Genomic DNA, 20497 nt, shown 5'->3' with positions numbered 1-20497 from the left:
CATTTACCTATAAAGGTCAGCTTTTTTGAAATTTAATGATATAGAACGTCATAAGCAGCTATTTATTCTGGCTTTGCCGATGATTTTATCCAATATTACTGCGCCATTATTAGGTTTAGTTGATACTGCCGTTATTGGGCATCTTGAACATTCCTATTATTTAGGCGGCAGTACGGTTGGTGCCATGATCATCACGGTCATCACTTGGTTGTGTGGGTTTTTACGCATGTCGACCACAGGGTTATCAGCGCAAGCATTTGGTCAAAGTAATAATGAGCTAAGTTTTTTAATTTTACTGCGTGGGATGATAGTTGCGTTCAGCGTAGGCTTGTTGGTGATATTATTTCAAAACCTCTACCTCGATCTGGCGCTTTCTTTAGCTGGTGGGTCAGAACAAGTACAATTTTATGCCCGAGAGTACAGTGCCATTCGAGTTTGGGGCTTACCGGCGGCATTAGCTAATTTGGTGATTATGGGCTGGTTACTGGGTAATCACAAAGCGAAAGTGGTGATGTGGTTAATTATTGCCACCAACTTGATTAACTTAGGATTAGATTTACTGTTCGTTATTGGCTTTGCATGGCAAGTTAAAGGCGTAGCTATGGCGACGCTAATAGCAGAATACAGTGGCTTAGTCATCGGATTAGGTTTTGTCTATAAAAACTTTAAGCAAAAGTTTATGGGGGTGTTCTCAGGCGTACAACAAATGTTTGATGCTGTATTAGAGCGTTCGGCCTTATTAAGCTATTTTAAACTGAATCGAGATATATTAATTCGAACGTTATGTTTAGAAATATGCTTTGTTTTTATGACCTTTCAAGGGGCGCGACTCGGTGATGATGTGATTGCCGCCAATGCCATATTAATGAATTTTTTAATGTTAATATCGTTCGGTTTAGATGGTATTGCTAATGCTGCAGAAGTGATGGTGGGTAAAGCGAAAGGAGAAAATAATCAAAAAAATATGTTTGTTAGTGTCAATATCGCACTATTTTGGACTGGGATATTTGCACTCGCTTATAGCTTACTGTTTTATTTAGCGGGTAACTATTTCATTCACACTATCTCGAATATAACCGCCGTCGTTGACTATGCACAACAATATCTTTTTTGGATTATAGCGCTGCCATTACTCGCCTGTTGGTGTTACTTATATGACGGTGTTTACGTAGGTTTGATGCAGGCACATATTATGAGAAACAGTATGCTTATTGCGACATTTGGTTGCTTTTTTCCGGTGTGGTGGTTATTACAAGATTATGGCAATCATGGTTTGTGGGCGGCATTTTCAATATTTATGTTGGCGCGTGGAGCCACATTGGCTTGGCATTATCAGCGAAATAAGTATACTTTTTAGGGATTTTAAGACTATTTTTGAAGCATTAGCTTTTGAGGTTTGTATTGTTATGGTTTTGTGCGATTAAAAATATGATACAAACGATTGGCAAATAATCCGACGTAACCATAAATGGCAAACAAGCCGCCAAGCGCAAGAAATACAATACCAATAATCTGCCAAATATGGCTTTGATAAAGCCCTAAAAATATTAACAAGGCACCGATAGCAAAAAGACCAAGTCCACTGAGAAAACGCTGCATGCTGCGTTGTGGGTCTTGGCCTAGTTTTTCTAATAACGACACTTTATAACTAATTTATATTACAAGCGTTTAGTAATATGAATGCTCACCACGTTCGTGTTCAGTCATATCTTTCACACCTTTAATTTCGTCGCCCATCATGTCGATCAATTGCTTTTCGATACCATCTTTTACAGTGACATCGATTTGGGCACAACCGTTACAGCCGCCACCGAATTGTAATACAGCATAACCGTCTTCAGTGATTTCCATTAGCGTACATTCGCCGCCATGGCCAGCAAGTTGTGGGTTTACTTCAGCTTTTAAGAAGTAATCAACACGCTCAAATAATGGCGCGTCATCGCCTACTTTACGCAACTTAGCGTTTGGCGCTTTCAGCGTTAACTGCGAACCCATTTGGTCAGTGGTAAAATCAATTTCCGCTTCTTCTAAATATGTTTTACTGTCAGCATCAATGTAAGCCGAAAATTTTTCAAACTTTAGTTCAATGTCATCAGCTTCTACAGCGTCAGCTGGACAGTACGATACACCACATTCTGCGCTTGCTGTACCCGGGTTTACAACAAATACACGGATACTAGTACCTTCAGCTTGACCAGAAAGTAGTTTTACAAAATGTTCTTGTGCAGTTTCTGAAATGTTAACCATCATACTATTTTACTCTCACTACTGGTGTTGAATTTTCTACTGGGATTGAGTTTTCAATACCCGACTATTTTACTCAAGTATAACCATTTTACTCTTCTCTGTCATTTGGTGCTAGTACTAGATGGCATAATTTATATACACATAACATGAAAAGCTACAAACCGAGCAGATAAATGACTAATTATGGCAAGATAACTAGTTCAAATGCCGTAATTTTGTTATTTTATCAGATAACCAAATAAGGAAAGCTTGTATGTTGTTATCGCTGTATCGAATTGTAATATTTTGTTTATTAAGTGCCTCGTTTACTGTTTTAGGCGCGAATGTCAGCACATATTTGCCTGATGGTAGCGTTTATAATGAGCAAGTACCCACGCCTGAATCTACATTGGGTTTTGGTATAGGTGAACGTCATCCTCGTCATGACCAAGTGCTAAATTACTTACAGCAAGTCGCGGCATCTTCAACTCGTGTTAAAATTGAAGAGATGGGACGAACTACACAATATCGTTCGCAAGTTTTACTGACCATTTCTAGTCCTGAAAACCTTAAAAATATCGATGAAATATTAGCGCGACGCTCAGATATAGGAGCTTCATCTAAAGACCCAATTGTTGTGTGGTTAGGTTATAGTGTTCATGGTGATGAAATTAGTGGTACCAATGCCGCTATGGTGGTTGCATATCATTTAGCTGCCTCGCAAGATAAAGCCGTTGCTGAACTGCTCAACGATACCATTATTGTAATCGAGCCGACTATTAATCCTGATGGAATGGATAGGTTTGTTAATTGGGTGGCGACGCATCGCGGCATGACTGAAAATTCAGATCCAAACCATATTGAACATCATCAACATTGGCGCACAGGTCGCACTAACCATTTTGGTTTTGATTTAAACCGTGATTGGCTACTATTGTCGCAAAAAGAAAGTCAGAATCGCCTGCCTTATTTTCATCAATATCAACCGAATGTCTTAGGCGATTTCCATGAAATGGGTGCTAACGGTAGCTATTTTTTTCAGCCAGGCATACCCACACGCACTCATCCTTTGACTCCGGCTAAAAATACTGAATTAACGCAGTTATTAGCAACCTATCATGCCAAAGCGCTTGATGCTAAAGATCGCTTATATTACAGCGAAGAAAGTTTTGACGACTTTTATTACGGTAAAGGCTCAACTTACCCTGATATTAATGGTGGTATTGGTGTCTTGTTTGAACAAGCGAGCAGTCGCGGCCTTCAACAAGATACTATTAATGGTTTATTAACTTTTGAGTATGGTATTCAAAACCATGTCTTAACGTCTTTATCAACCATTGAGGGAGCATGGAAAAACCAAGATAAATTTAAAAACTATCGAAAAGAGTTCTTTAAACTAGCTGAAAAACAAGCCAGTGATGAAAATTTTAACGGTTATATTTTTACTGAAGCTGAAGATAATTATCGCCTACAAGCTTTCTTAAGTAAGCTGCAGCAACATCAGATTAAGGTTTACCCACTTAAGCAAGATTATAAGATTCATGAGCGAAAATACATTGCCAAGCACAGTTATTATATTCCGATAGCACAGCCGCAATATCGCGTGATTAAAGCCCTCTTTAATCAACAAAAAAACTTTCAAGATAATACTTTTTATGATGTCTCAGGTTGGACATTACCGCTGGCAATGAATATAAAATTTGCTCAGGTTGGCAGCACTCGGGGTTTAAAAACTCACGATATACCTTGGCAACCAAGCACAGAAAAAATCACCGAAGTAAGTGATTCTGCTTACGCTTATGTATTTGAGTGGCATGACTTTTTAGCTCCTAAACTGTTAAACAACATAACCAATGCTAAGATCAAAGCAAAAGTAGCCACTAAAGTTTTTTCAGCGACAGTAAATGGCGTAGTTAAAACTTTTAATCAAGGGACTATCGTTGTGCCTGCTGGTATACAGACTCAGGATAACTGGCGTAATATTCTGACTGATTTGGCCGCTAAGAGCCAAATACAGCTGAACACTTTAGCTACCGGATTAACCGCAAAAGGCATTGATATTGGTAGTAACTCATTCCGCTTGGTTTCAGCACCGAAAGTATTATTGGTTGGTGGCAAAGGCGTATCACAATATGAAGCAGGAGAAATGCTTTACTACCTTGATAACCTTTTAGAAATTCCAGTGACTGTGGTCGAAATGCAAAGATTATCGGCAATTGATTTAGCAGACTACAGTCATATTATTATGGTTGATGGTAAATATGCTGCGTTAAATGCTGAGGTACTGAGTAAGTTTAAATCATGGTTAGAAAACGGTGGGGTCATCTTTGGTCAAAAACGCGCAGCACTATGGTTATCAGTCAATGAATTACTAAAAATTGATTTTGTGAGAAAAGATCATATTGATCAACTGTTTGATACGATAAAATTAACTTACGCCGATAAAGAGCAACTCTCCGCTAGAAAACGCATCGCAGGTGCTATTTTTCAAGCAGAATTAGATGTTAGTCATCCACTTGCTTACGGTTACCAACAAAGTGATTTGCCGGTGTTTCGTAATAGCACCGTGATTATGGAGCAAACAGTGAAGCCATTTATTACTGTAGCGAAATACAGCCAAGCACCTTTGCTCAGTGGTTATGCAGATCAAAATTTGGTTAATCGTTTAGCGAATAATCCAACGCTTGTGGCGCATAATGTTGGCAAAGGTCGCGTTATTGCCAGTACTGACGACTTAGTTTTTCGTGGTTATTTTTTAGGTAGCATGAAAATAATTGCTAACAGCCTATTTTTTGCTAAAACGTTTAGCGCCAATTTAGCCGAATAACTTGCTAATTAGCTAGGAATAGCTAAACAAATACTGAGGAGTGTAATGTTTTGCACTCCGCTTTTTTTCAACAGCTTACAAATTTCATTTGCTGTTGTGCCTGTGGTCACTACGTCATCAATCAAAATAATATTTGTTGGAAACTTTGCCGCTGAATTTATGTTGAGACTAAAGGCATTCTTCAAATTTTTCCGGCGCTCTATACCAGACTTTCCTACCTGACTTTCAGTCAATTTCTCCCGAGTGACAAGTTCCGCTTGATATTCATAATTAAAATACTGTGCGAACTTTCGTGCAATAAGATGCGCCTGATTAAACCCCCGCGCTTGCCACTTTTTTAAATGTAAGGGCACAGCCACAATTAAGGTGTTATCCGACGTTACGTTGGCTTTGTCGGCACTAAGGTATTGCTGCCAATGATTAATAAGTAGATAACTGAGTAACTCCGCCAATTCTGTTTTATGTTGATATTTTAGTTGGCTAATCCAGCTATCGAAAGGCCAAATATAGGGGGCAATGGCTAATAGGTGATCAAAATTTTTGATGGGAATAAGTTTTGTAATGGCAGGCCAAGACAATAAATCATAAGGGATGTGTTGGTAATTAAAATAGGGTAAATCAGCTTGGCAGAATTGACAAAGCAGTGGATGCTTTTGGCAAGTGTTTCCACATAAGCTGCAGCAGCTTACTTTCAGTTGGATATTTTTGAATTGTTGGCGAAAAATTTGTGGTAAAGCTAATATTATATCGCGGTTGATCTTGCTGCTAAATTCCATTTTCAGCACCCTTTAGTTAAACTATGCGTATATCCGTTATCGAGCAAACGAAGCATGACAGAAAGCATGGCAGAAAGATTGAAAATTGCGAGCCAAGGCCAAGGCATACCCTTAGTATTTATTCATGGTTGGGGTCTAAACTCTGCTGTATGGCAGCCATGCTCAGCGCAACTACAAACTGATTTTGAAGTTATTACCGTTGATTTACCCGGATTTGCGACCAATAACTTAGTTCAACTTGAGCAATATTCGTTAGTCGAAATAGCAAATGCTATTATCGATGCGGTTGGTAAACCTGCGGTTTATATCGGATGGTCATTAGGCGGATTAGTCGCCAGCCAAATAGCCATTAACCATCCCGAACAAGTGTTAGGGTTAATTACTGTCGCGAGTTCGCCACAATTCATTGAACGAGATAATTGGCCGGGGATAAAAGAAAGTGTTTTGGCCTTATTTCACCAGCAACTTGCTCAAGACACGACAAAAACCATTAGTAACTTTTTGAAAATACAGGCTATGGGGAGTCCGCATATTCGCCAAGATATTAAGACCATTCGTGATCTAGTGATGCAGCATCAACAACCAGCGCGACAGATATTAGACGATTCATTAAGTTTATTAGAAACATCGGATTTGTCTGAACAATTAGCTGGCATAAAACAGCCGTTTTTTAGACTTTACGGCAAACTTGATGGCTTAGTACCCAAACAAGTTATCGCATTAATTGATGAGCTCGCACCCAACAGTCAGCGTTATATATTTGAACAAGCATCACATGCACCCTTTATATCTCACCAGGCAGAATTTTTAACGATATTGAAAAATTGGCTAATGGAACATGTTATCTAAAGGGTAAAGGTTTACTTTTTAGTGGATTTGGTTAATAATTGAACAGGTAAGTGCAAGTAATAATTTAGGAGAGTTTTATGGAAATTCAATCCGCTTTTAATGCTGGTGTACAAGGTTTTCAAAAAGCCAATGAAGATGCCTATAAAGCCGCTGAAAATATAGCGACTAGCGTAGGTATAACGCCTGAGTCTTACGGTATCGGCCAAGATAACAATCAAATTTCGAATTCGGCGATACAGAATCCTGATACCGCAGTAAACCTGACGCAATCAGTGGTTGATTTACGGGTAGCAGAGTTTCAAGCAAAAGCGTCTGCGAACGTTATTGTATCTGCTGACGAAAATTTAGGCACATTATTGGACGTTCGAGTTTAGCTATTATGAATATCACGCCACAAAGCAATCAGCTACCCGTACAAACTGCCGTCAATCTGCAGACAGATAGCTTGCGCCGCGATAATCAGCAAAGAGAAATCATTACAAAGCCAGAGCCGTCGAGTCAATCAGCTGGCGAAAAAGGCGTTGCCTCTGACAAAGAGCGTGGCCGTACGCCAGCACAAAATAATCAACAAGTAGATTTCGCCAGTTTACGCAAGCAAGCGGAACTAGCAAACGATGTTATTGGCAACGGTGCTGGTAATAATGAACGTTCTGGGCAAGGCTCAGAACAAGAGGCCAATGAACAAAATAATGATGGCTCTGTAGAATCAAAACAGGGACAAGAAACGTCAAGTCGTACACAACAATCTAGTAATGAAGAATTTGCAGAAAAACAAATAATTCGAAGTTTGGAAAGTCGTGATAAAGAAGTGCGTAATCATGAAAGAGCCCATGCTTCAGTTGGCGGTTCACTTACTGGCGCGCCGACTTATGCTTATGAAACGGGTCCAAATGGTAAAAAGTACGCCGTTTCAGGTGAAGTCTCTGTTGATTTAACTCCCGTGCCTGGCGATCCACAAGAAACCATTGCGAAAATGAACAAAGTTCAGGCTGCTGCGTTAGCTCCTGCCAACCCATCATCACAAGATATACGGGTTGCAGCTACGGCGTCTAGCATCATCTTAGAGGCCCAAGCCGAATTAGTTAATGCGAGTATTGAGAATGAAGAGTCTACACCTAAGTTAGGTAATTTATTTCGTGATAAAGAAGTGCTACTGCAAAGTGATGAGAGCCTTGAAAATAATGAAAGTAGCAAAGCTTTTGATCGCCAAATTGAACAAACGTTATCAGCACAGGAAGCGGTTGCTCCAACTAGGCCGATCACTGTTGATCAAAGAGCTGGCCGTATTGAACAATTTTACTCAAATATTAATCAAGCCTATGAAAAATCAGCAAGCCATCAATTTGAATTAACCGCTTAGCTTAATCAGTATGCCAATAACTAAAAAGCCTGCAATTGCAGGCTTTTATACTTTCAGAACATTATGAAGCATTTAATGGGAACAATTAAATACCGTAGTTTTCACGATACTTTTTAATGCTCGCTAAGCTATCAGCCATATCAGGCTGCTCTTCCAAGTAACTAATCAAGTCAGCTAAGGTGACGATAGAAATAACTTTAGTATTAAAGTCTCGCTCTACTTCTTGAATAGCCGAAAGTTCAGCTTGGCCTTTCTCTTGTCGGTCTAAGGCTATAAGTACGCCTGATAACTCAGCACCATGAGCTTGAATAATTTCCATCGACTCACGAATCGCTGTACCTGCGGTGATCACGTCATCAACCAGCATCACTTTACCTTCAAGTGCTGAACCGACTAAGCTGCCACCTTCACCGTGTTTTTTAGCTTCTTTACGGTTAAAGCAATAAGGCATATCAATATCGTAACTATCGGCAAGTGCTACGGCTGTAGTGGTTGCAATCGGAATACCTTTGTAAGCAGGACCAAATAACAAATTGTAATCGATTTTTGAATCTTGTAATGCCGCAGCATAAAAACGGCCTAAACGTGCTAAATCACGGCCGGTATTGAATAAACCAGCATTGAAAAAGTAAGGACTCGTTCGGCCTGATTTTAACGTAAACTCGCCAAAACGTAATACTTGTTTAGCTAAGGCAAACTCGATAAATTCGCGTTGATATTCTTTCATGATTAGTTCCTGTCTGACTTAGTTTAAAGCGGCTTTTTGTATATCAAATAATTCGTTAATGCTGTTTTTAGCAAGTGCTAGCATTTCTTGCATTTCATCAAAGCTAAAAGGTTCTTCTTCTGCTGTGCCTTGCACTTCGATTAACTTACCTGTTTCAGTCATTACGACGTTCATGTCAGTATCTGCAGCTGAATCTTCAACATAATCCAAATCAGAAACGGCTTCACCTTGGTAGATACCAACAGAAACAGCAGCAATCATGTGTTTAAGTGGATTATTATTGATAATACCTTTAGCACGCATATGGTTTAATGCATCAACTAATGCCACACAAGCGCCAGTAATTGACGCCGTACGTGTGCCGCCGTCAGCTTGAATTACATCACAATCAACCGTAATGGTGTTTTCACCCAGTGCCACTAAATCAACCGCTGCACGTAATGAACGAGCGATTAAACGAGAAATTTCTAACGTACGACCACTTTGCTTGCCGTTGGCAGCTTCGCGACGCATGCGGGTATGAGTTGAGCGCGGTAACATGCCATATTCAGCAGTGATCCAACCTTTACCTTGGCCTTTCAGAAAACGTGGTACGCCAGTTTCAACTGTTGCGGTACAAATAACTTTGGTGTCACCAAACTCAATAAGTACTGAGCCTTCTGCATGAGCTGTAAATTGACGAGTAATGGTTACAGGACGAATTTGCCCTAAAGTTCTGCCGCTTGGACGCATGTTGAATTTCCTATCGTAGTATAATTGCTGCGCATTATAATCGTTCAGATGGCAATTTGACATAATGACCTCACAAGTATTTTGAAATATAGTGAATTAAACTAAGGTCATACTATTATGCATGGGTTGTTAATTGCCTTTGAATCTTATCGAAATAGAGAGTATTTATGAAATTTCAGTTGTTTATTGTGTTGTTTTTATCAAGCGTATTTATTACGAGTCAATCAAACGCGCAAGAGTCTGCGAGCAACACTGCTATTGTGCTAGTCAATAATTTACCGCTTTACAGTAAAGTTTATGATGATAAGCGCGACCCGTTTAAAGACGCACAAGCAGCCATTACTTTGGCACAAAAAACTGATCGTAACGTGTTGATTGAAATCGGCGGCAACTGGTGTACTTGGTGTCATAAAATGGATGCCTTTTTAGAGAAAAATCCTACAATTTATCAGACCCTACATGATAATTATGTCCTGCTTAAAATCAGCGTTAGTGACAGTAATGAAAATGAAGCTTTCATGAAATCTTTGCCGCCAGTACAAGGCTATCCTCATATGTATGTGTCAACGAGTACTGGCCAAATGTTGTTATCAAAAGATACCGCTGAACTATTAGATGATTTGGAGTACTCTGCTGAATACTGGCTGACATTTTTAAGAAAATGGCAGGTAAAAAATAATAAGGAATATGCCCATGATACAAGTGCAAAAGGCTAAAACCGTGACTCGAAAGAAGACGGTCCGCAAGACAGTATCGCAAGTCACGTCATTTTTTGATGACAATTTTCGTACCCCAACATGGTTACAAAAAAAGGTATCACGACGTAACGCTTTAAAGTCAGCTGCTGGCGCCACTATGGTTGCTGCTATGCCATTAAAGGCTTGGTCTGCATTGACTGGTGATCAATTTTCCAGTGTTTTACAAACTGACCCTTGGTTAACGCTTGATGCCGTACTCGCGCATTTATTACCAGAGTCACCAACCGGCCCAAGTGCAAAAGAAATTCAAGTAACTCAGTATTTATATAATGTTGTGTATCAACAACCCACCGATAGCGCAGAAATTGAATTTATTTATAAAGGTGTCGGCTGGCTCAATGGTTTTAGTCAGAGCCAACTACAGAAAAATTTTGTCGATCTGACGCTTGAGGAAAAAGAAAAAACACTACGCGCAATAAGTAACTCACGAGCGGGTGAAAACTGGCTCAGTAATTTAGTCAGTTATATTTTTGAAGCCATGCTTTCACCACCCAGTTACGGTGGCAACCCTAATGGTATTGGTTGGCAATGGTTAGATCACCACGCAGGTTTCCCATTACCTCCAACGGGCAAGCGATATTACGAATTACCCGGCAAGCAACCCATCGTGATGAGTAACAAGGCTGCGCTGGCAAATAACACAACCACACAAGTGGTCAGTCACCAGCAATATAAGCGCTCGCAAATAGGAACTAAAAAAGCATGAAATATGATATTTGTATCGTAGGCAGTGGCGCCGGCGCATCACCAGTAGCTTATACCTTAGCTAACGCAGGCGCTAAAGTATTGGTGTTAGAAAAAGGTGCTTGGTTAACCGAAAAAGAGTTCTACAAAGATGAGCTCGCCATTAGTTTGCGCGATGCTTACAACCCGAAGCTTGAAGACGAACAGCATGTTATTGAAGAAGAATATGAAAACGAAGCGGGTGAAAGTTACTGGCAAGGAGAGGCCACGAGTGAATCGGGTTGGAGCTTTTGGAACGGTACAGTAGTCGGCGGTTCATCAAACTTTATGAGCGGATATTTTCATCGTTTAAAACCCGTAGATTTTCGTTTAAAAACTGAATTTGGCGACATTAAAGGTGCCAATGTAGAAGATTGGCCGATCAGCTATGCAGAGCTTGAACCGTATTATGCGATGGTTGAAAAAGTGGTAGGCGTATCAGGCAGAGTTACAGAACATCCACATCAAGAGCCTAGATCGACAGACTTTCCTTATCCACCGGTAGCTGAACACGCTATATCATCTTGGATAGATGAAAGCGCGGAAAAAATTGGTTATCACACCGTACCAGTGCCACGAGCAATATTATCGAAACCGGCAATGGGCAGACAAAGTTGTGAATATTCAGGTTATTGCAGCAGTTACGGTTGCTCGTCAGGGGCAAAAGGCAGCGGACGGGCGGCGCTATTAAATCATGCGGTTGCTACGGGCAATTGCACCATTACACCGCATGCGAAAGTTTATAAAATTGCTACAGATAGCCAAGGCGAAATATCGGGTGTGCATTATTACGACAAGGCAGGGCGCAAAAAAGTTGTTCAGGCTAAATATTACGTTGTTGCTTGCCAAGCGGTAGAAACGTCTCGTTTGTTACTGGCATCGAAAGGTGAAAAATTCCCTAACGGTTTAGCTAATAACTCGGGGCATGTCGGTAAAAATTTAATTTTTAGCGGTGGTGGTACTGGCCGTGGTGACTTTTTTTACAAAGACTTAACGGCAGAAAAAAAGGCGCAATTAACCCAAGTGGGTCCCTTTATAAACCGTGCATTGCAAGACTGGTATCAAATCGATGATAAAGCCTTTAACGGTATTAATAGAAACGGTAAAGCGAAAGGCGGCACGATAGATTTCTTATTCTACCAAAACCCGATATCACGCGCGCAAGGCACGCAATGGCAATACGATGAAAGCCAAGACAGTGAAAAGCTACTTTGGGGTGAAGAACTTAAGCAGAGTATGAAAGCCGAGTTCACCACCTATAAAACCTTACGTTTTGAAGTGTTTAATGACTGGCTACCAACCGATAATTGTTTTGTCGATTTAGATGATGAAGTTACCGATAAATGGGGTGATAAAGTCGCGAAAATACGTATTGGCGCACATCACCACGATTTAGATGTTGGCGAATACTTGGCTGAAAAAGCGGAGAAGTTACTGGGTGAAATGGGCGCAACAAACATTTCATCATCGGTGAGCAGCGCCCCAGCATCAAACTTAATGGCTGGAGGTTGTCGTTTTGGCAACGATCCTAAAACCTCAGTGCTGAATAAAAACTGCCAAGCACACGAGGTTGATAATCTATTCGTTACTGATGCTTCGTTTATGCCCACCGGTGGTAGCGTGCCATATACGTTTACCATTTACGCGAATTCGTTTCGTGTTGCTGATCATATTAAAGCACGTTGGCAAGAAAATATTAGTTAAGCTTGAGCTATAAATTCAATTCGATAAGATTGGTTTTATAGCTAGTTTCATTTAGTCGAAACCACTTACTTAATAGCCATTTTTCCCCTGAAATTACCGGCAAGCTTTGATGCAAGGATAGAGGCAAAGGAGCTAACTGTTTACTGACATTGTCAAATACAATCAGTTGCCCGGCATGCCCGTCTAGCTTTTCATCAATACGCGGGAAATAAGTTTCGCCGCCTTCTGTCGCCGGTGATAAATAACAAAGCACCGTTCTGACTCTCTGCCCACCGTCTTGCATGGCTAATTCAGAGCCCGGATCTTTGGGATGAAAAAAATCATAATGAGCCTTATATTCATTACCTTGTTGATAATAAAGCATATTACTGATTTCTCCATGGGACATGGGTAACCCAATGAGTTTAGCAATGCGCTGTTCAACATCCAGCAAAATCCAATCGCTCAACGTTGGAACCAGTTGACTGAATTGATTCGTTCTAACAGGGCTTTGTATTTTATCGCCGGTTACTGCATTCACCACCATCGAAGGCTCAAGTGATGCTTGCGATCTACATTTAAGCCATGCGCATTCAAAGGTATTGAGAAAATGATCGCTAGTTGCTAATGATATGTCTTTATTGATATATTTTAAATGCTTCTGGCTATGATCCGCGCGCTTAAATGCCTGATAATCTGGCTTTATATACTGTATTTTTTTATTATCTACACCTAAACCCAGTGCAGCGATTAATGACCTAATTTCGTCAAATTCTGCATGTGCAAGTAATAAGCTTTGCGCAAAGTCAGTGCGTTTATCTGCATAAGCTAAATAAACGCAGGTGATTATCGCGGGTAATTCTTGCTCTTTATAGGCTTGCTCTAAATAAGTATTAAAGTCTAACGTTAACTCCGGATGAAAATATAACAACATCGCCATTTTGTAATTGGCCATGGCAATGTTCTCGCCAGCTAACTGTAATAAAAAACCAATACCTTTATTGGCATCTTGCTGCATGAGGAAATCGGCCTTTGTCAGCAGGGCTTCAGGGACTTTTTTATCTAATAGCGGTAAAAGAATTTCATTTAATTGACTAAACTCACCCGCAGCAAAGTATAAGCGACATTGTTGCAATTGCTTGGAATGAGATGAATTTTCGATATGCATATTTACAAGCTAGCCTTAAACGTTGAATATCTTTAAAAATGAGTCATTATCATCATAGCTTTTCAATCGCAGTAATTCACCGAATTTGTAATTTTAACTGATGATTTATTTGATTTTCAGCTTTATCAAGCAAAGGCAAGTTTGCCGCTTGATAAATGCGTAAAATGGATGTTTATCAGAGTAAATGCCAATTGATAAGGTATTCACATGAATAAATGCCCGGATAGTAGATACCTAATCTCAGCTAGGGCATAATCCATCACATTGTTAATTTTAAATATTTAGGAAATTCTATGATCCATAGTATGACAGCATTCTCACGTCATGAAATAAAAGGCGATTGGGGTAATGCCGTATGGGAAATTCGTTCTGTTAATCAACGATTTCTTGAAACATATTTTCGACTTCCTGAGCAATTTCGCAGTATAGAACCTGTATTACGTGAGCGGTTTCGCAAACAATTAAATCGCGGAAAAGTTGAATGTAACTTGCGTTTTAATGCTAATCCTTCAGCAAAAAGTAACGTAACATTAAATGCAGAGTTAGCCGCAGAATTAATGAAGCATGCTAATACTATAGCTGCGTTATCAGATAACTCGACTGTAAATCCCGTAGAAATTATGCGCTGGCCTGGTGTTATGGAAGCTGAAGAAGCAGACATGAGCACCATTCAAGCCGAAATATTAGCGGGCTTTGACCAAGCATTAAAAGACTTTATTACATCGCGTACCGATGAAGGTGAAAACCTTAAAGTCCTTATTGAACAGCGTTTAGATGGCATTATCGAGCAGGCAGATATTGTAAAAGGCCACATGCCAGAAATTATTCAATGGCAACGTAAACGCATTACCGACAAGTTTGCCGATGCTAACATTGAACTTGAATCGTCTCGAGTAGAACAAGAGTTGGTATTGCTAGCGCAAAAAATGGATGTTGATGAAGAAATTGACCGTCTATTTAGCCACGTAAAAGAAACGCGCAGCAAATTAAAAAAAGGTGGTGCACAAGGCCGCCGCTTAGATTTCATGATGCAAGAATTTAATCGCGAAGCGAATACCTTAGGCTCTAAATCTATTAATGCTGATATCACTAACTCAGCAGTAGAGTTAAAGGTTTTAATTGAGCAAATGCGTGAGCAGATCCAAAATATTGAATAGAGTTTTGATATATTCACCCACGTGCTGATAAGTACATGAAGCCTCGTTAATCGGGGCTTTTTATTTCTTGTTGTTTTTTGTGTAAGTGCTAACCACTGAGTCCAATTAAAAATAGGCAACACACTCTCTATGTCGATATCATCCACATGACAATTGAACGTGACGATATATTGTGATTTATTCGACATAACACCTTTACGTGTCGATCCGATCAACATATACTATTTTCATGTCGAAATATTGAGAATATATAAACATGTCATGGCAAGCTGAAACTCCTTTTAATAATATGCCGTTATTACCACCCGCTATAGATAACGTTGAATCTATCCCTATTCTCAAAGCCTGTATTCCTGCGCGTGCCGCACTTGCTGAACTAAAACAAGCAGGCGAATTATTACCGAATCAAGAATTATTAGTAAATCTTCTACCCTTATTAGAAGCGAAAGACAGTTCAGAAATAGAAAACATTGTTACCACTACCGATAAGTTATTTCAGTTTTCTCAGGAAGATAGCTTAGCTGATCCGGCAACCAAAGAAGCGCTACGATATAGAACCGCATTGTACGAAGGTTATCTTCAATTAGCTAAACGCCCGCTTTGTACAAATACGACAGTAGATGTATGCAGTACCTTGAAAGGTACGGGTATGGATATTCGAAAAGTGCCTGGCACGGTAATTAGTAATCAAGATACTCAAGAAATAGTTTATACCCCACCCATTGGTGAAGCAGCTATAAGAGATTTATTAACTAATTGGGAAAACTTTCTACATGCTGAAGATGATATCGACCCACTAGTTAAAATGGCAGTTAGTCATTATCAGTTTGAAGCTATTCACCCATTTCACGATGGTAATGGCAGAACAGGTCGTATAATCAATATCCTCTATTTATTAGAGCAAGAGCTTTTAACCTTGCCAATTTTGTATTTAAGTCGCTATATCGTCCAACATAAAGCGGACTATTACCGACTATTAACAAGTGTAACCTCAAATGCTAATTGGGAAGAATGGATTGTTTTTATTCTTAATGGTGTCACTGAAACGGCGCAGTGGACAACCAAAAAAATAGCCGCTATTCGGGCGTTAATTGAAGAAACTAGCCAGTATATTCAAGTCAAGCTACCTAAGATTTATAGTTATGAGTTAGTGCAAATCATTTTTGAACAGCCTTATTGCCGTATTAATAATTTAGTTGAACGAGATATTGCAAAACGACAAACAGCTTCTGTTTATTTAAAGCAGCTGGTTGATATTGGTGTACTTGAAGAAATGCAATCAGGTAAAGAAAAGCTCTTTCTTCATCCTAAGTTAATGCGCTTAATGACTCAAGATAACAATAATTTGCAGTCTTACGGCTAATGATGAAAAATTCAATGAACCAATCACCTCGGCTACGAGTTTATGTCTCAGATTGTCGATTATGATGATAAAGAACTAGAGAAGCTTTCGTTATATGCTCGTAATCTAAGCCCTATGCTACGTGAAATAACTTCAGAAGAAAGTGATATCGACCTAAGTAATGTAGTGATGAGCCATTATCGTTTATCAAAAATACGCCAGCAAGATATTCAATTAAAACAAGATTCTCCTGATTATGAATTGGTACCAGGTGATGCAGTGGGTACAGCCAAGGTTAAAGACCCGAAAGAAGAGTTTCTTTCTCAAATTATCTCTAAGCTAAATGAATTTTTTATCACAGATCTGCTGACCGATCAGGATATGGTTAATTACCTATATACCATTAAAGATAAGATGAAAGAAAATACGCTGGTAATGAAGCAGATAGATAACAATACGCCTGAGCAAGCAATGCGAGGAGACTCCCCCTAAAGCCTTAATGGACGCAATTATGGATAGCGGCGAAGCGCATGAAAACCAAATGATACAGTTATTATCAAATCCAGATGTAGCTAATGGTGACCTGGTCAACTAAATTCAGACACCCTAGTTAAGTTTTCCTATTCCTAGCTATTAATTATTTCCCGTCAAATTTCAATTAATAAAGAGCACCAATATTTATATCTTAAAGTTAGTGTTGGTGGGCTTAAAGGTGAGCTTAAAGGTGGGCAATAAAAATATATCCAGATTAAAAGTCATCTTTGCATTGTTTTATAAAGAATTATTGATTTTGTTCTATATTCAGAACCAAATATAGAGTGATATTTATATTGTTTAAGTAAGCACTATTTTAGCAATAAGCCTCGTTTTCGAGGCTGATTTGTATTAAGTCAAAATGCTTATTTACAGGCGTTTATAACACATTGTTAGTATCAGCTAGAAACAAAAAAACCAGCTCAATGCTGGTTTTAAGTTTCTAGACTAGATAAAACTATTGCGCGATTTTTACGCGAATTTTATTGTTTGCAACTTTAGTTTCATGAAGGTTAGATAAAGCTAGTTTAGCTGCTTTTTCATCTGGCATGACAACAAAGCCAAAACCTTTTGATTTCGCCGTTGCTTGGTCTAAAACTAAATTACATTCAGTGACAGTGCCATGAGCAGAAAATAAAATACGGAGTTCTTGTTCGGTTGTTGAACGAGAAAGGTTGCGAACTAAAAGTTTCATAATGGACCATTAATGTGTGATTGCGAGCACAATTATCTCATAGTTTTGCAATAGACCAAGTTATTTTCTGCATTTGAGGAAAATAAGTGTATTAGGCCGCTATAAAATCAATTGCTGAAGTGACATATCTTCATTACGTTCGCTAATTTGTGCTAACAGTAATTCTGCGGTAGCAATCGCGTCATTTAACGCGTTATGGGCATAGTGGTTAGGCAATCCGTACTTTGCTCTCAACGCGGTAAGCCTTAACTCTGAAGGGTCGTAAGCAACATCGCGTTTATCTAATCTTTTTTTAGCGACCACTAAAGTGTCTATCATTGGAAAGGGTGGTGCCATGCCGTAGAGTTCTAAACACGCTTGTTGTAAAAATTGTCGTTCAATACGAGAAAAATGTACCAACATGACTTTACCGGCGAGTCTTTTAAGTAAGTGTTCAACCACGTCGGCCAATGGTTTTCCTTGATCTTTTTGGTCATCAGTTATTTGATGAATAGTAACGTTATCTGCCTTTAAACTGCCTTGAGTTTGAATAATTTGGTGATAACTCGTACCAAGTTTAATTTGACAATGATTTAACTCTACACACCCGACACTGAGCAGCTTATCTTGTATGGCGTCTAACCCTGTTGTCTCGAAATCTACTGCTAGTATCGGTGTTTGTTCAAAAGGGGTAGAAATGGCAGGAAAAGGGACCTTGAGAAAATCACGCAATGGACCCGCAGGGGCTCGCTTTAGCATACGTTTTCGTTGTGCTTCGTAGCCGACTAGCCAGCGAGTTAATAGATGATGGTTTAACATGATAAATGGCTATCGCTATTAAGTAGATTGACGGTTGTCTTGCATGGTTTTTATCACTTTAAAGGCATCTTTTAAGTGTTCACGCTCGAGTTTTGAAATATCTTTTGGAGATAAGTAGTTATTGGGCTGTTGCCCTAGTTGCATTTTTTTCGCTTGATGCATCATACGTAGCATGCTTAAAAATTCATAGGCGTCGATGAGATTTGCTGCCGATGATTTTGATAATGAAGGGGTTCCTGCTGCTTGCTTTAGACGTTCTATCGTATTAACGGATGAAATTCCCTCAGACAATGCATAAATACGGGCGAGATCAACGATGGGGGCAATACCGTTATGTTTTAAATCTAGTGTGGCTTTATTTTCACCATTTTGGATTAAAACAAAATCACGGAAAAATCCCAATGGTGGCCTTAAATTTAAAGCATTGCGTGATAAGTGTGCGATGAATAGCGTGCTACGTTGCGTTGTTTTTAACATATTCACTCGCACTTGTTCCAGTAAGCGGCTATCGCCATAAACCGTGGTTAAGTCGAAAAAAATGCTGCAGTGCATTAATGCTTTTGGTTCAGGGGTATTAATCCATTGAGCAAAATATTGTGACCATTGATTTTGTGTTTGGCACCATTTAGGGTTAGTGGCCATGACATTCCCAGGACAGTAAATAAAGCCACATGCGGCTAAGCCATCAGAAACAAAAGTGGCAAGGTCTTTAAACCAGTAGTTGTGTTGTGGTTGCATGTCGTTAGAGATGATCAGGGCATTGTCTTGATCTGAGTGAGCAAACTGCTCTTGTCTGGCTTGCGAACCTGCGGCTAACCATGCGTAAGGTACGGGTGGTGGGCCTAATAATTTTTCTGCCATTTCAATTAATCGAATGGTGAATGCCATGGTAATCGCACTAATGCTTTTACCGACATGATCCGCGGTAGTGCCCAATTTTGCCATACGTATTTGCAATTTAGGTATCATGCTACTAATTTCGGTTAATTCGCTGACCGACTTAGCCTTATGAATAACACTGGTAATATTTACCGCATTTTGGCCTTCATTGTTCATTAAGTCAGTAACGGTGACCATGCCCTTTAGTTGATTATTTGCGGTCACAGGCAAATGGTGGATATGCCTTTGTGTCATCATCATTAAGGCGTCATAAGCGGTACTTTTAATATCAATGGTTGTCATGTCGTCGGTCATGATGACACTAACGGGCTGGTCAATACCTAATCCATGCGCGACACAGCGACGGCGAATATCTTTATCGGTTACTATGCCTAATAATTTGTCCTTTTCTACAATCACCAAACACGAAAACCCTTTGTCGGTCATCAATATTGCAGCTTGTTGAATGGTTGTATTAGGACCTATGGTGACAGCAGGGCTGTGATAAAAATTTGCGATTGAGCTATTGAGTAATGATGAATTTAAAATGGCGTCTTCATTCACTTTCAGCATTTTCTTATTGAGTCTTTGCTCAGAAGTTTGCTGGAAAAATGCCATAACATCTGGGTATGCTTTGACTAATTTTTGGAAGTTTTTGTAACTGATGCTATAGAGTAAAGTATCTTCATCAGAGATAACGTTGTTGCTGATATGGTCATCATTGCTAAAGCAAAAAACCGTGCAAATATCTCCTTCACCGTATTTGGCCAATAACTTATTGTCTTTGCTAAAGTAGCTTAAGGCCCCCTTGCGTAATATATAGATATTTTCTTCTGTGATGCCTTGCGGTGGAAGAGACTGACCACGACGCACGTAACTAATGCTGATCTCTTTAACCACTTGTTCGATGATTTCACTCGGCAATAAGTCCATAGGTGGAATCGCTTGAATAAATTCGCTGATTTCGCTTAATGCTGAGTCCATAACAATATCTCGAGTTAGTACGCTCACTATATTTAGGGGATTAGTGCTGCTTAAGTCAACTGTTTCAACTGAGTTCTAGACTAAAGTTTAATATGAGCGCCGAAATAATATTGCTAGTGTGTAGCTTAGAGTAGGTTAAGTATTCATTTATCCAACGTTGGCTTTGCCAGCTGGTCGAATTAATAGTCAACCTCTCTTAAACAACAGGTGATACCAATTGGAAGAATAATCCATTCGGTATATAGCGTATAAAAATCATAAAACGCTGTGCCTATTAAGC

General features: G+C 39.5%; 20 protein-coding genes. 11 read left to right on the top strand and 9 right to left on the bottom strand.

Features of this window, described 5'->3' with window-relative positions; genetic code table 11:
• The first annotated feature begins 25 nt into the window (after positions 1 to 25).
• Positions 26 to 1357: an MATE family efflux transporter gene (locus B5D82_RS07555; protein ID WP_245807583.1), complete on the top strand. Its 1332-nt coding sequence runs from the start codon at positions 26 to 28 to the stop codon at positions 1355 to 1357.
• A gap of 47 nt (positions 1358 to 1404) precedes the next feature.
• Here the strand turns inward: B5D82_RS07555 and B5D82_RS07550 are convergent, their stop codons facing one another.
• Positions 1405 to 1641, bottom strand: a complete 237-nt coding sequence (locus B5D82_RS07550; protein ID WP_245807582.1) for a hypothetical protein — start codon at positions 1639 to 1641, stop codon at positions 1405 to 1407.
• A 27-nt stretch (positions 1642 to 1668) separates the two neighbouring features.
• Positions 1669 to 2247 (bottom strand): Fe-S biogenesis protein NfuA, encoded by a 579-nt coding sequence (gene nfuA, locus B5D82_RS07545; protein WP_081154389.1) that lies wholly within the window; start codon positions 2245 to 2247, stop codon positions 1669 to 1671.
• A gap of 253 nt (positions 2248 to 2500) precedes the next feature.
• On the opposite strand from nfuA, the gene B5D82_RS07540 reads away from it, so the two are divergent.
• A complete protein-coding gene (locus B5D82_RS07540; RefSeq protein ID WP_081150438.1) occupies positions 2501 to 5053 on the top strand; it encodes a M14 family zinc carboxypeptidase in 2553 nt (850 codons plus the stop codon).
• 8 nt (positions 5054 to 5061) lie between these two features.
• On the opposite strand, the gene B5D82_RS07535 is transcribed toward B5D82_RS07540, so the two are convergent.
• Positions 5062 to 5829 carry a ComF family protein gene (locus tag B5D82_RS07535; RefSeq protein WP_081150436.1) on the bottom strand — a complete coding sequence of 256 codons (768 nt, stop codon included), beginning with the start codon at positions 5827 to 5829 and terminating at the stop codon, positions 5062 to 5064.
• A 54-nt stretch (positions 5830 to 5883) separates the two neighbouring features.
• Between B5D82_RS07535 and bioH the strand changes: the two genes are divergently transcribed.
• The 3 genes from bioH to B5D82_RS07520 all read left to right on the top strand — a co-directional run bounded on the left by bioH (position 5884) and on the right by B5D82_RS07520 (position 8038).
• Positions 5884 to 6678, top strand: a complete 795-nt coding sequence (bioH, locus tag B5D82_RS07530; protein WP_094122778.1) for a pimeloyl-ACP methyl ester esterase BioH — start codon at positions 5884 to 5886, stop codon at positions 6676 to 6678.
• Positions 6679 to 6755: 77 nt separating this feature from the next.
• Positions 6756 to 7052: a hypothetical protein gene (locus B5D82_RS07525; protein ID WP_081150434.1), complete on the top strand. Its 297-nt coding sequence runs from the start codon at positions 6756 to 6758 to the stop codon at positions 7050 to 7052.
• Between the two features lie 5 nt (positions 7053 to 7057).
• On the top strand, positions 7058 to 8038 hold the full coding sequence (locus tag B5D82_RS07520; RefSeq protein ID WP_081150432.1) for a putative metalloprotease CJM1_0395 family protein: 981 nt from the start codon (positions 7058 to 7060) through the stop codon (positions 8036 to 8038).
• 85 nt (positions 8039 to 8123) lie between these two features.
• Here B5D82_RS07520 and pyrE read toward each other — a convergent pair whose 3' ends face one another.
• The gene (pyrE, locus tag B5D82_RS07515) at positions 8124 to 8765 is read right to left on the bottom strand and encodes an orotate phosphoribosyltransferase (protein ID WP_081150429.1); all 642 of its coding nucleotides are present in this window, start codon (positions 8763 to 8765) and stop codon (positions 8124 to 8126) included.
• Positions 8766 to 8783: 18 nt separating this feature from the next.
• A complete protein-coding gene (gene rph / locus B5D82_RS07510; RefSeq protein ID WP_081150427.1) occupies positions 8784 to 9497 on the bottom strand; it encodes a ribonuclease PH in 714 nt (237 codons plus the stop codon).
• Between the two features lie 167 nt (positions 9498 to 9664).
• Between rph and B5D82_RS07505 the strand changes: the two genes are divergently transcribed.
• From B5D82_RS07505 to B5D82_RS07495, 3 genes are read left to right on the top strand one after another with little or no spacing between them, the layout of a single operon-like run.
• Entirely contained in the window at positions 9665 to 10213 is a 549-nt protein-coding gene (locus tag B5D82_RS07505; RefSeq protein WP_081150425.1) for a thioredoxin family protein, read from the top strand.
• Entirely contained in the window at positions 10191 to 10961 is a 771-nt protein-coding gene (locus B5D82_RS07500; RefSeq protein ID WP_081150422.1) for a gluconate 2-dehydrogenase subunit 3 family protein, read from the top strand. Before B5D82_RS07505 ends, B5D82_RS07500 begins: the two co-directional genes overlap by 23 nt.
• On the top strand, positions 10958 to 12682 hold the full coding sequence (locus B5D82_RS07495) for a GMC family oxidoreductase (RefSeq protein ID WP_081150417.1): 1725 nt from the start codon (positions 10958 to 10960) through the stop codon (positions 12680 to 12682). Before B5D82_RS07500 ends, B5D82_RS07495 begins: the two co-directional genes overlap by 4 nt.
• A gap of 7 nt (positions 12683 to 12689) precedes the next feature.
• Here the strand turns inward: B5D82_RS07495 and B5D82_RS07490 are convergent, their stop codons facing one another.
• Positions 12690 to 13829, bottom strand: coding sequence for a 2OG-Fe(II) oxygenase (locus tag B5D82_RS07490; protein ID WP_081150415.1), 1140 nt, complete (start codon positions 13827 to 13829; stop codon positions 12690 to 12692).
• 293 nt (positions 13830 to 14122) lie between these two features.
• Between B5D82_RS07490 and B5D82_RS07485 the strand changes: the two genes are divergently transcribed.
• The 3 genes from B5D82_RS07485 (at position 14123) to B5D82_RS07475 (ending at position 16820) form a co-directional block, all read left to right on the top strand.
• A complete protein-coding gene (locus B5D82_RS07485; protein ID WP_081150413.1) occupies positions 14123 to 14986 on the top strand; it encodes a YicC/YloC family endoribonuclease in 864 nt (287 codons plus the stop codon).
• Between the two features lie 256 nt (positions 14987 to 15242).
• Positions 15243 to 16349 carry a protein adenylyltransferase Fic gene (fic, locus tag B5D82_RS07480; RefSeq protein WP_081150411.1) on the top strand — a complete coding sequence of 369 codons (1107 nt, stop codon included), beginning with the start codon at positions 15243 to 15245 and terminating at the stop codon, positions 16347 to 16349.
• A gap of 42 nt (positions 16350 to 16391) precedes the next feature.
• A complete protein-coding gene (locus tag B5D82_RS07475) occupies positions 16392 to 16820 on the top strand; it encodes a hypothetical protein (protein ID WP_216629026.1) in 429 nt (142 codons plus the stop codon).
• Between the two features lie 499 nt (positions 16821 to 17319).
• Here B5D82_RS07475 and B5D82_RS07470 read toward each other — a convergent pair whose 3' ends face one another.
• From B5D82_RS07470 to B5D82_RS07460, 3 genes are all read right to left on the bottom strand, one after another.
• Complete coding sequence (locus B5D82_RS07470; RefSeq protein WP_081150408.1) at positions 17320 to 17556, bottom strand: RNA recognition motif domain-containing protein; 237 nt, start codon at positions 17554 to 17556, stop codon at positions 17320 to 17322.
• A gap of 99 nt (positions 17557 to 17655) precedes the next feature.
• Complete coding sequence (locus B5D82_RS07465) at positions 17656 to 18354, bottom strand: exonuclease domain-containing protein (protein WP_081150406.1); 699 nt, start codon at positions 18352 to 18354, stop codon at positions 17656 to 17658.
• A gap of 18 nt (positions 18355 to 18372) precedes the next feature.
• Positions 18373 to 20217, bottom strand: coding sequence for a putative nucleotidyltransferase substrate binding domain-containing protein (locus tag B5D82_RS07460; RefSeq protein ID WP_081150404.1), 1845 nt, complete (start codon positions 20215 to 20217; stop codon positions 18373 to 18375).
• Between the last annotated feature and the right edge of the window lie 280 nt (positions 20218 to 20497).

Origin of the sequence: Cognaticolwellia beringensis, assembly GCF_002076895.1 — a bacterium.
GTDB classification, from domain to species: Bacteria; Pseudomonadota; Gammaproteobacteria; order Enterobacterales; family Alteromonadaceae; genus Cognaticolwellia; species Cognaticolwellia beringensis.
This window is presented reverse-complemented; position numbering and strand designations above follow the sequence as displayed.

What these genes read in the sequence shown, in the direction of transcription:
- nfuA (WP_081154389.1), bottom strand. Translation starts at nt 2,247, where the DNA reads ATGGTTAACATTTCAGAAACTGCACAAGAACATTTTGTAAAACTACTT.
- B5D82_RS07540 (WP_081150438.1), top strand. Translation starts at nt 2,501, where the DNA reads ATGTTGTTATCGCTGTATCGAATTGTAATATTTTGTTTATTAAGTGCC.
- B5D82_RS07535 (WP_081150436.1), bottom strand. Translation starts at nt 5,829, where the DNA reads ATGGAATTTAGCAGCAAGATCAACCGCGATATAATATTAGCTTTACCA.
- bioH (WP_094122778.1), top strand. Translation starts at nt 5,884, where the DNA reads ATGACAGAAAGCATGGCAGAAAGATTGAAAATTGCGAGCCAAGGCCAA.
- B5D82_RS07525 (WP_081150434.1), top strand. Translation starts at nt 6,756, where the DNA reads ATGGAAATTCAATCCGCTTTTAATGCTGGTGTACAAGGTTTTCAAAAA.
- B5D82_RS07520 (WP_081150432.1), top strand. Translation starts at nt 7,058, where the DNA reads ATGAATATCACGCCACAAAGCAATCAGCTACCCGTACAAACTGCCGTC.
- pyrE (WP_081150429.1), bottom strand. Translation starts at nt 8,765, where the DNA reads ATGAAAGAATATCAACGCGAATTTATCGAGTTTGCCTTAGCTAAACAA.
- rph (WP_081150427.1), bottom strand. Translation starts at nt 9,497, where the DNA reads ATGCGTCCAAGCGGCAGAACTTTAGGGCAAATTCGTCCTGTAACCATT.
- B5D82_RS07505 (WP_081150425.1), top strand. Translation starts at nt 9,665, where the DNA reads ATGAAATTTCAGTTGTTTATTGTGTTGTTTTTATCAAGCGTATTTATT.
- B5D82_RS07500 (WP_081150422.1), top strand. Translation starts at nt 10,191, where the DNA reads ATGATACAAGTGCAAAAGGCTAAAACCGTGACTCGAAAGAAGACGGTC.
- B5D82_RS07495 (WP_081150417.1), top strand. Translation starts at nt 10,958, where the DNA reads ATGAAATATGATATTTGTATCGTAGGCAGTGGCGCCGGCGCATCACCA.
- B5D82_RS07490 (WP_081150415.1), bottom strand. Translation starts at nt 13,829, where the DNA reads ATGCATATCGAAAATTCATCTCATTCCAAGCAATTGCAACAATGTCGC.
- B5D82_RS07485 (WP_081150413.1), top strand. Translation starts at nt 14,123, where the DNA reads ATGATCCATAGTATGACAGCATTCTCACGTCATGAAATAAAAGGCGAT.
- fic (WP_081150411.1), top strand. Translation starts at nt 15,243, where the DNA reads ATGTCATGGCAAGCTGAAACTCCTTTTAATAATATGCCGTTATTACCA.
- B5D82_RS07475 (WP_216629026.1), top strand. Translation starts at nt 16,392, where the DNA reads ATGTCTCAGATTGTCGATTATGATGATAAAGAACTAGAGAAGCTTTCG.
- B5D82_RS07470 (WP_081150408.1), bottom strand. Translation starts at nt 17,556, where the DNA reads ATGAAACTTTTAGTTCGCAACCTTTCTCGTTCAACAACCGAACAAGAA.
- B5D82_RS07465 (WP_081150406.1), bottom strand. Translation starts at nt 18,354, where the DNA reads ATGTTAAACCATCATCTATTAACTCGCTGGCTAGTCGGCTACGAAGCA.
- B5D82_RS07460 (WP_081150404.1), bottom strand. Translation starts at nt 20,217, where the DNA reads ATGGACTCAGCATTAAGCGAAATCAGCGAATTTATTCAAGCGATTCCA.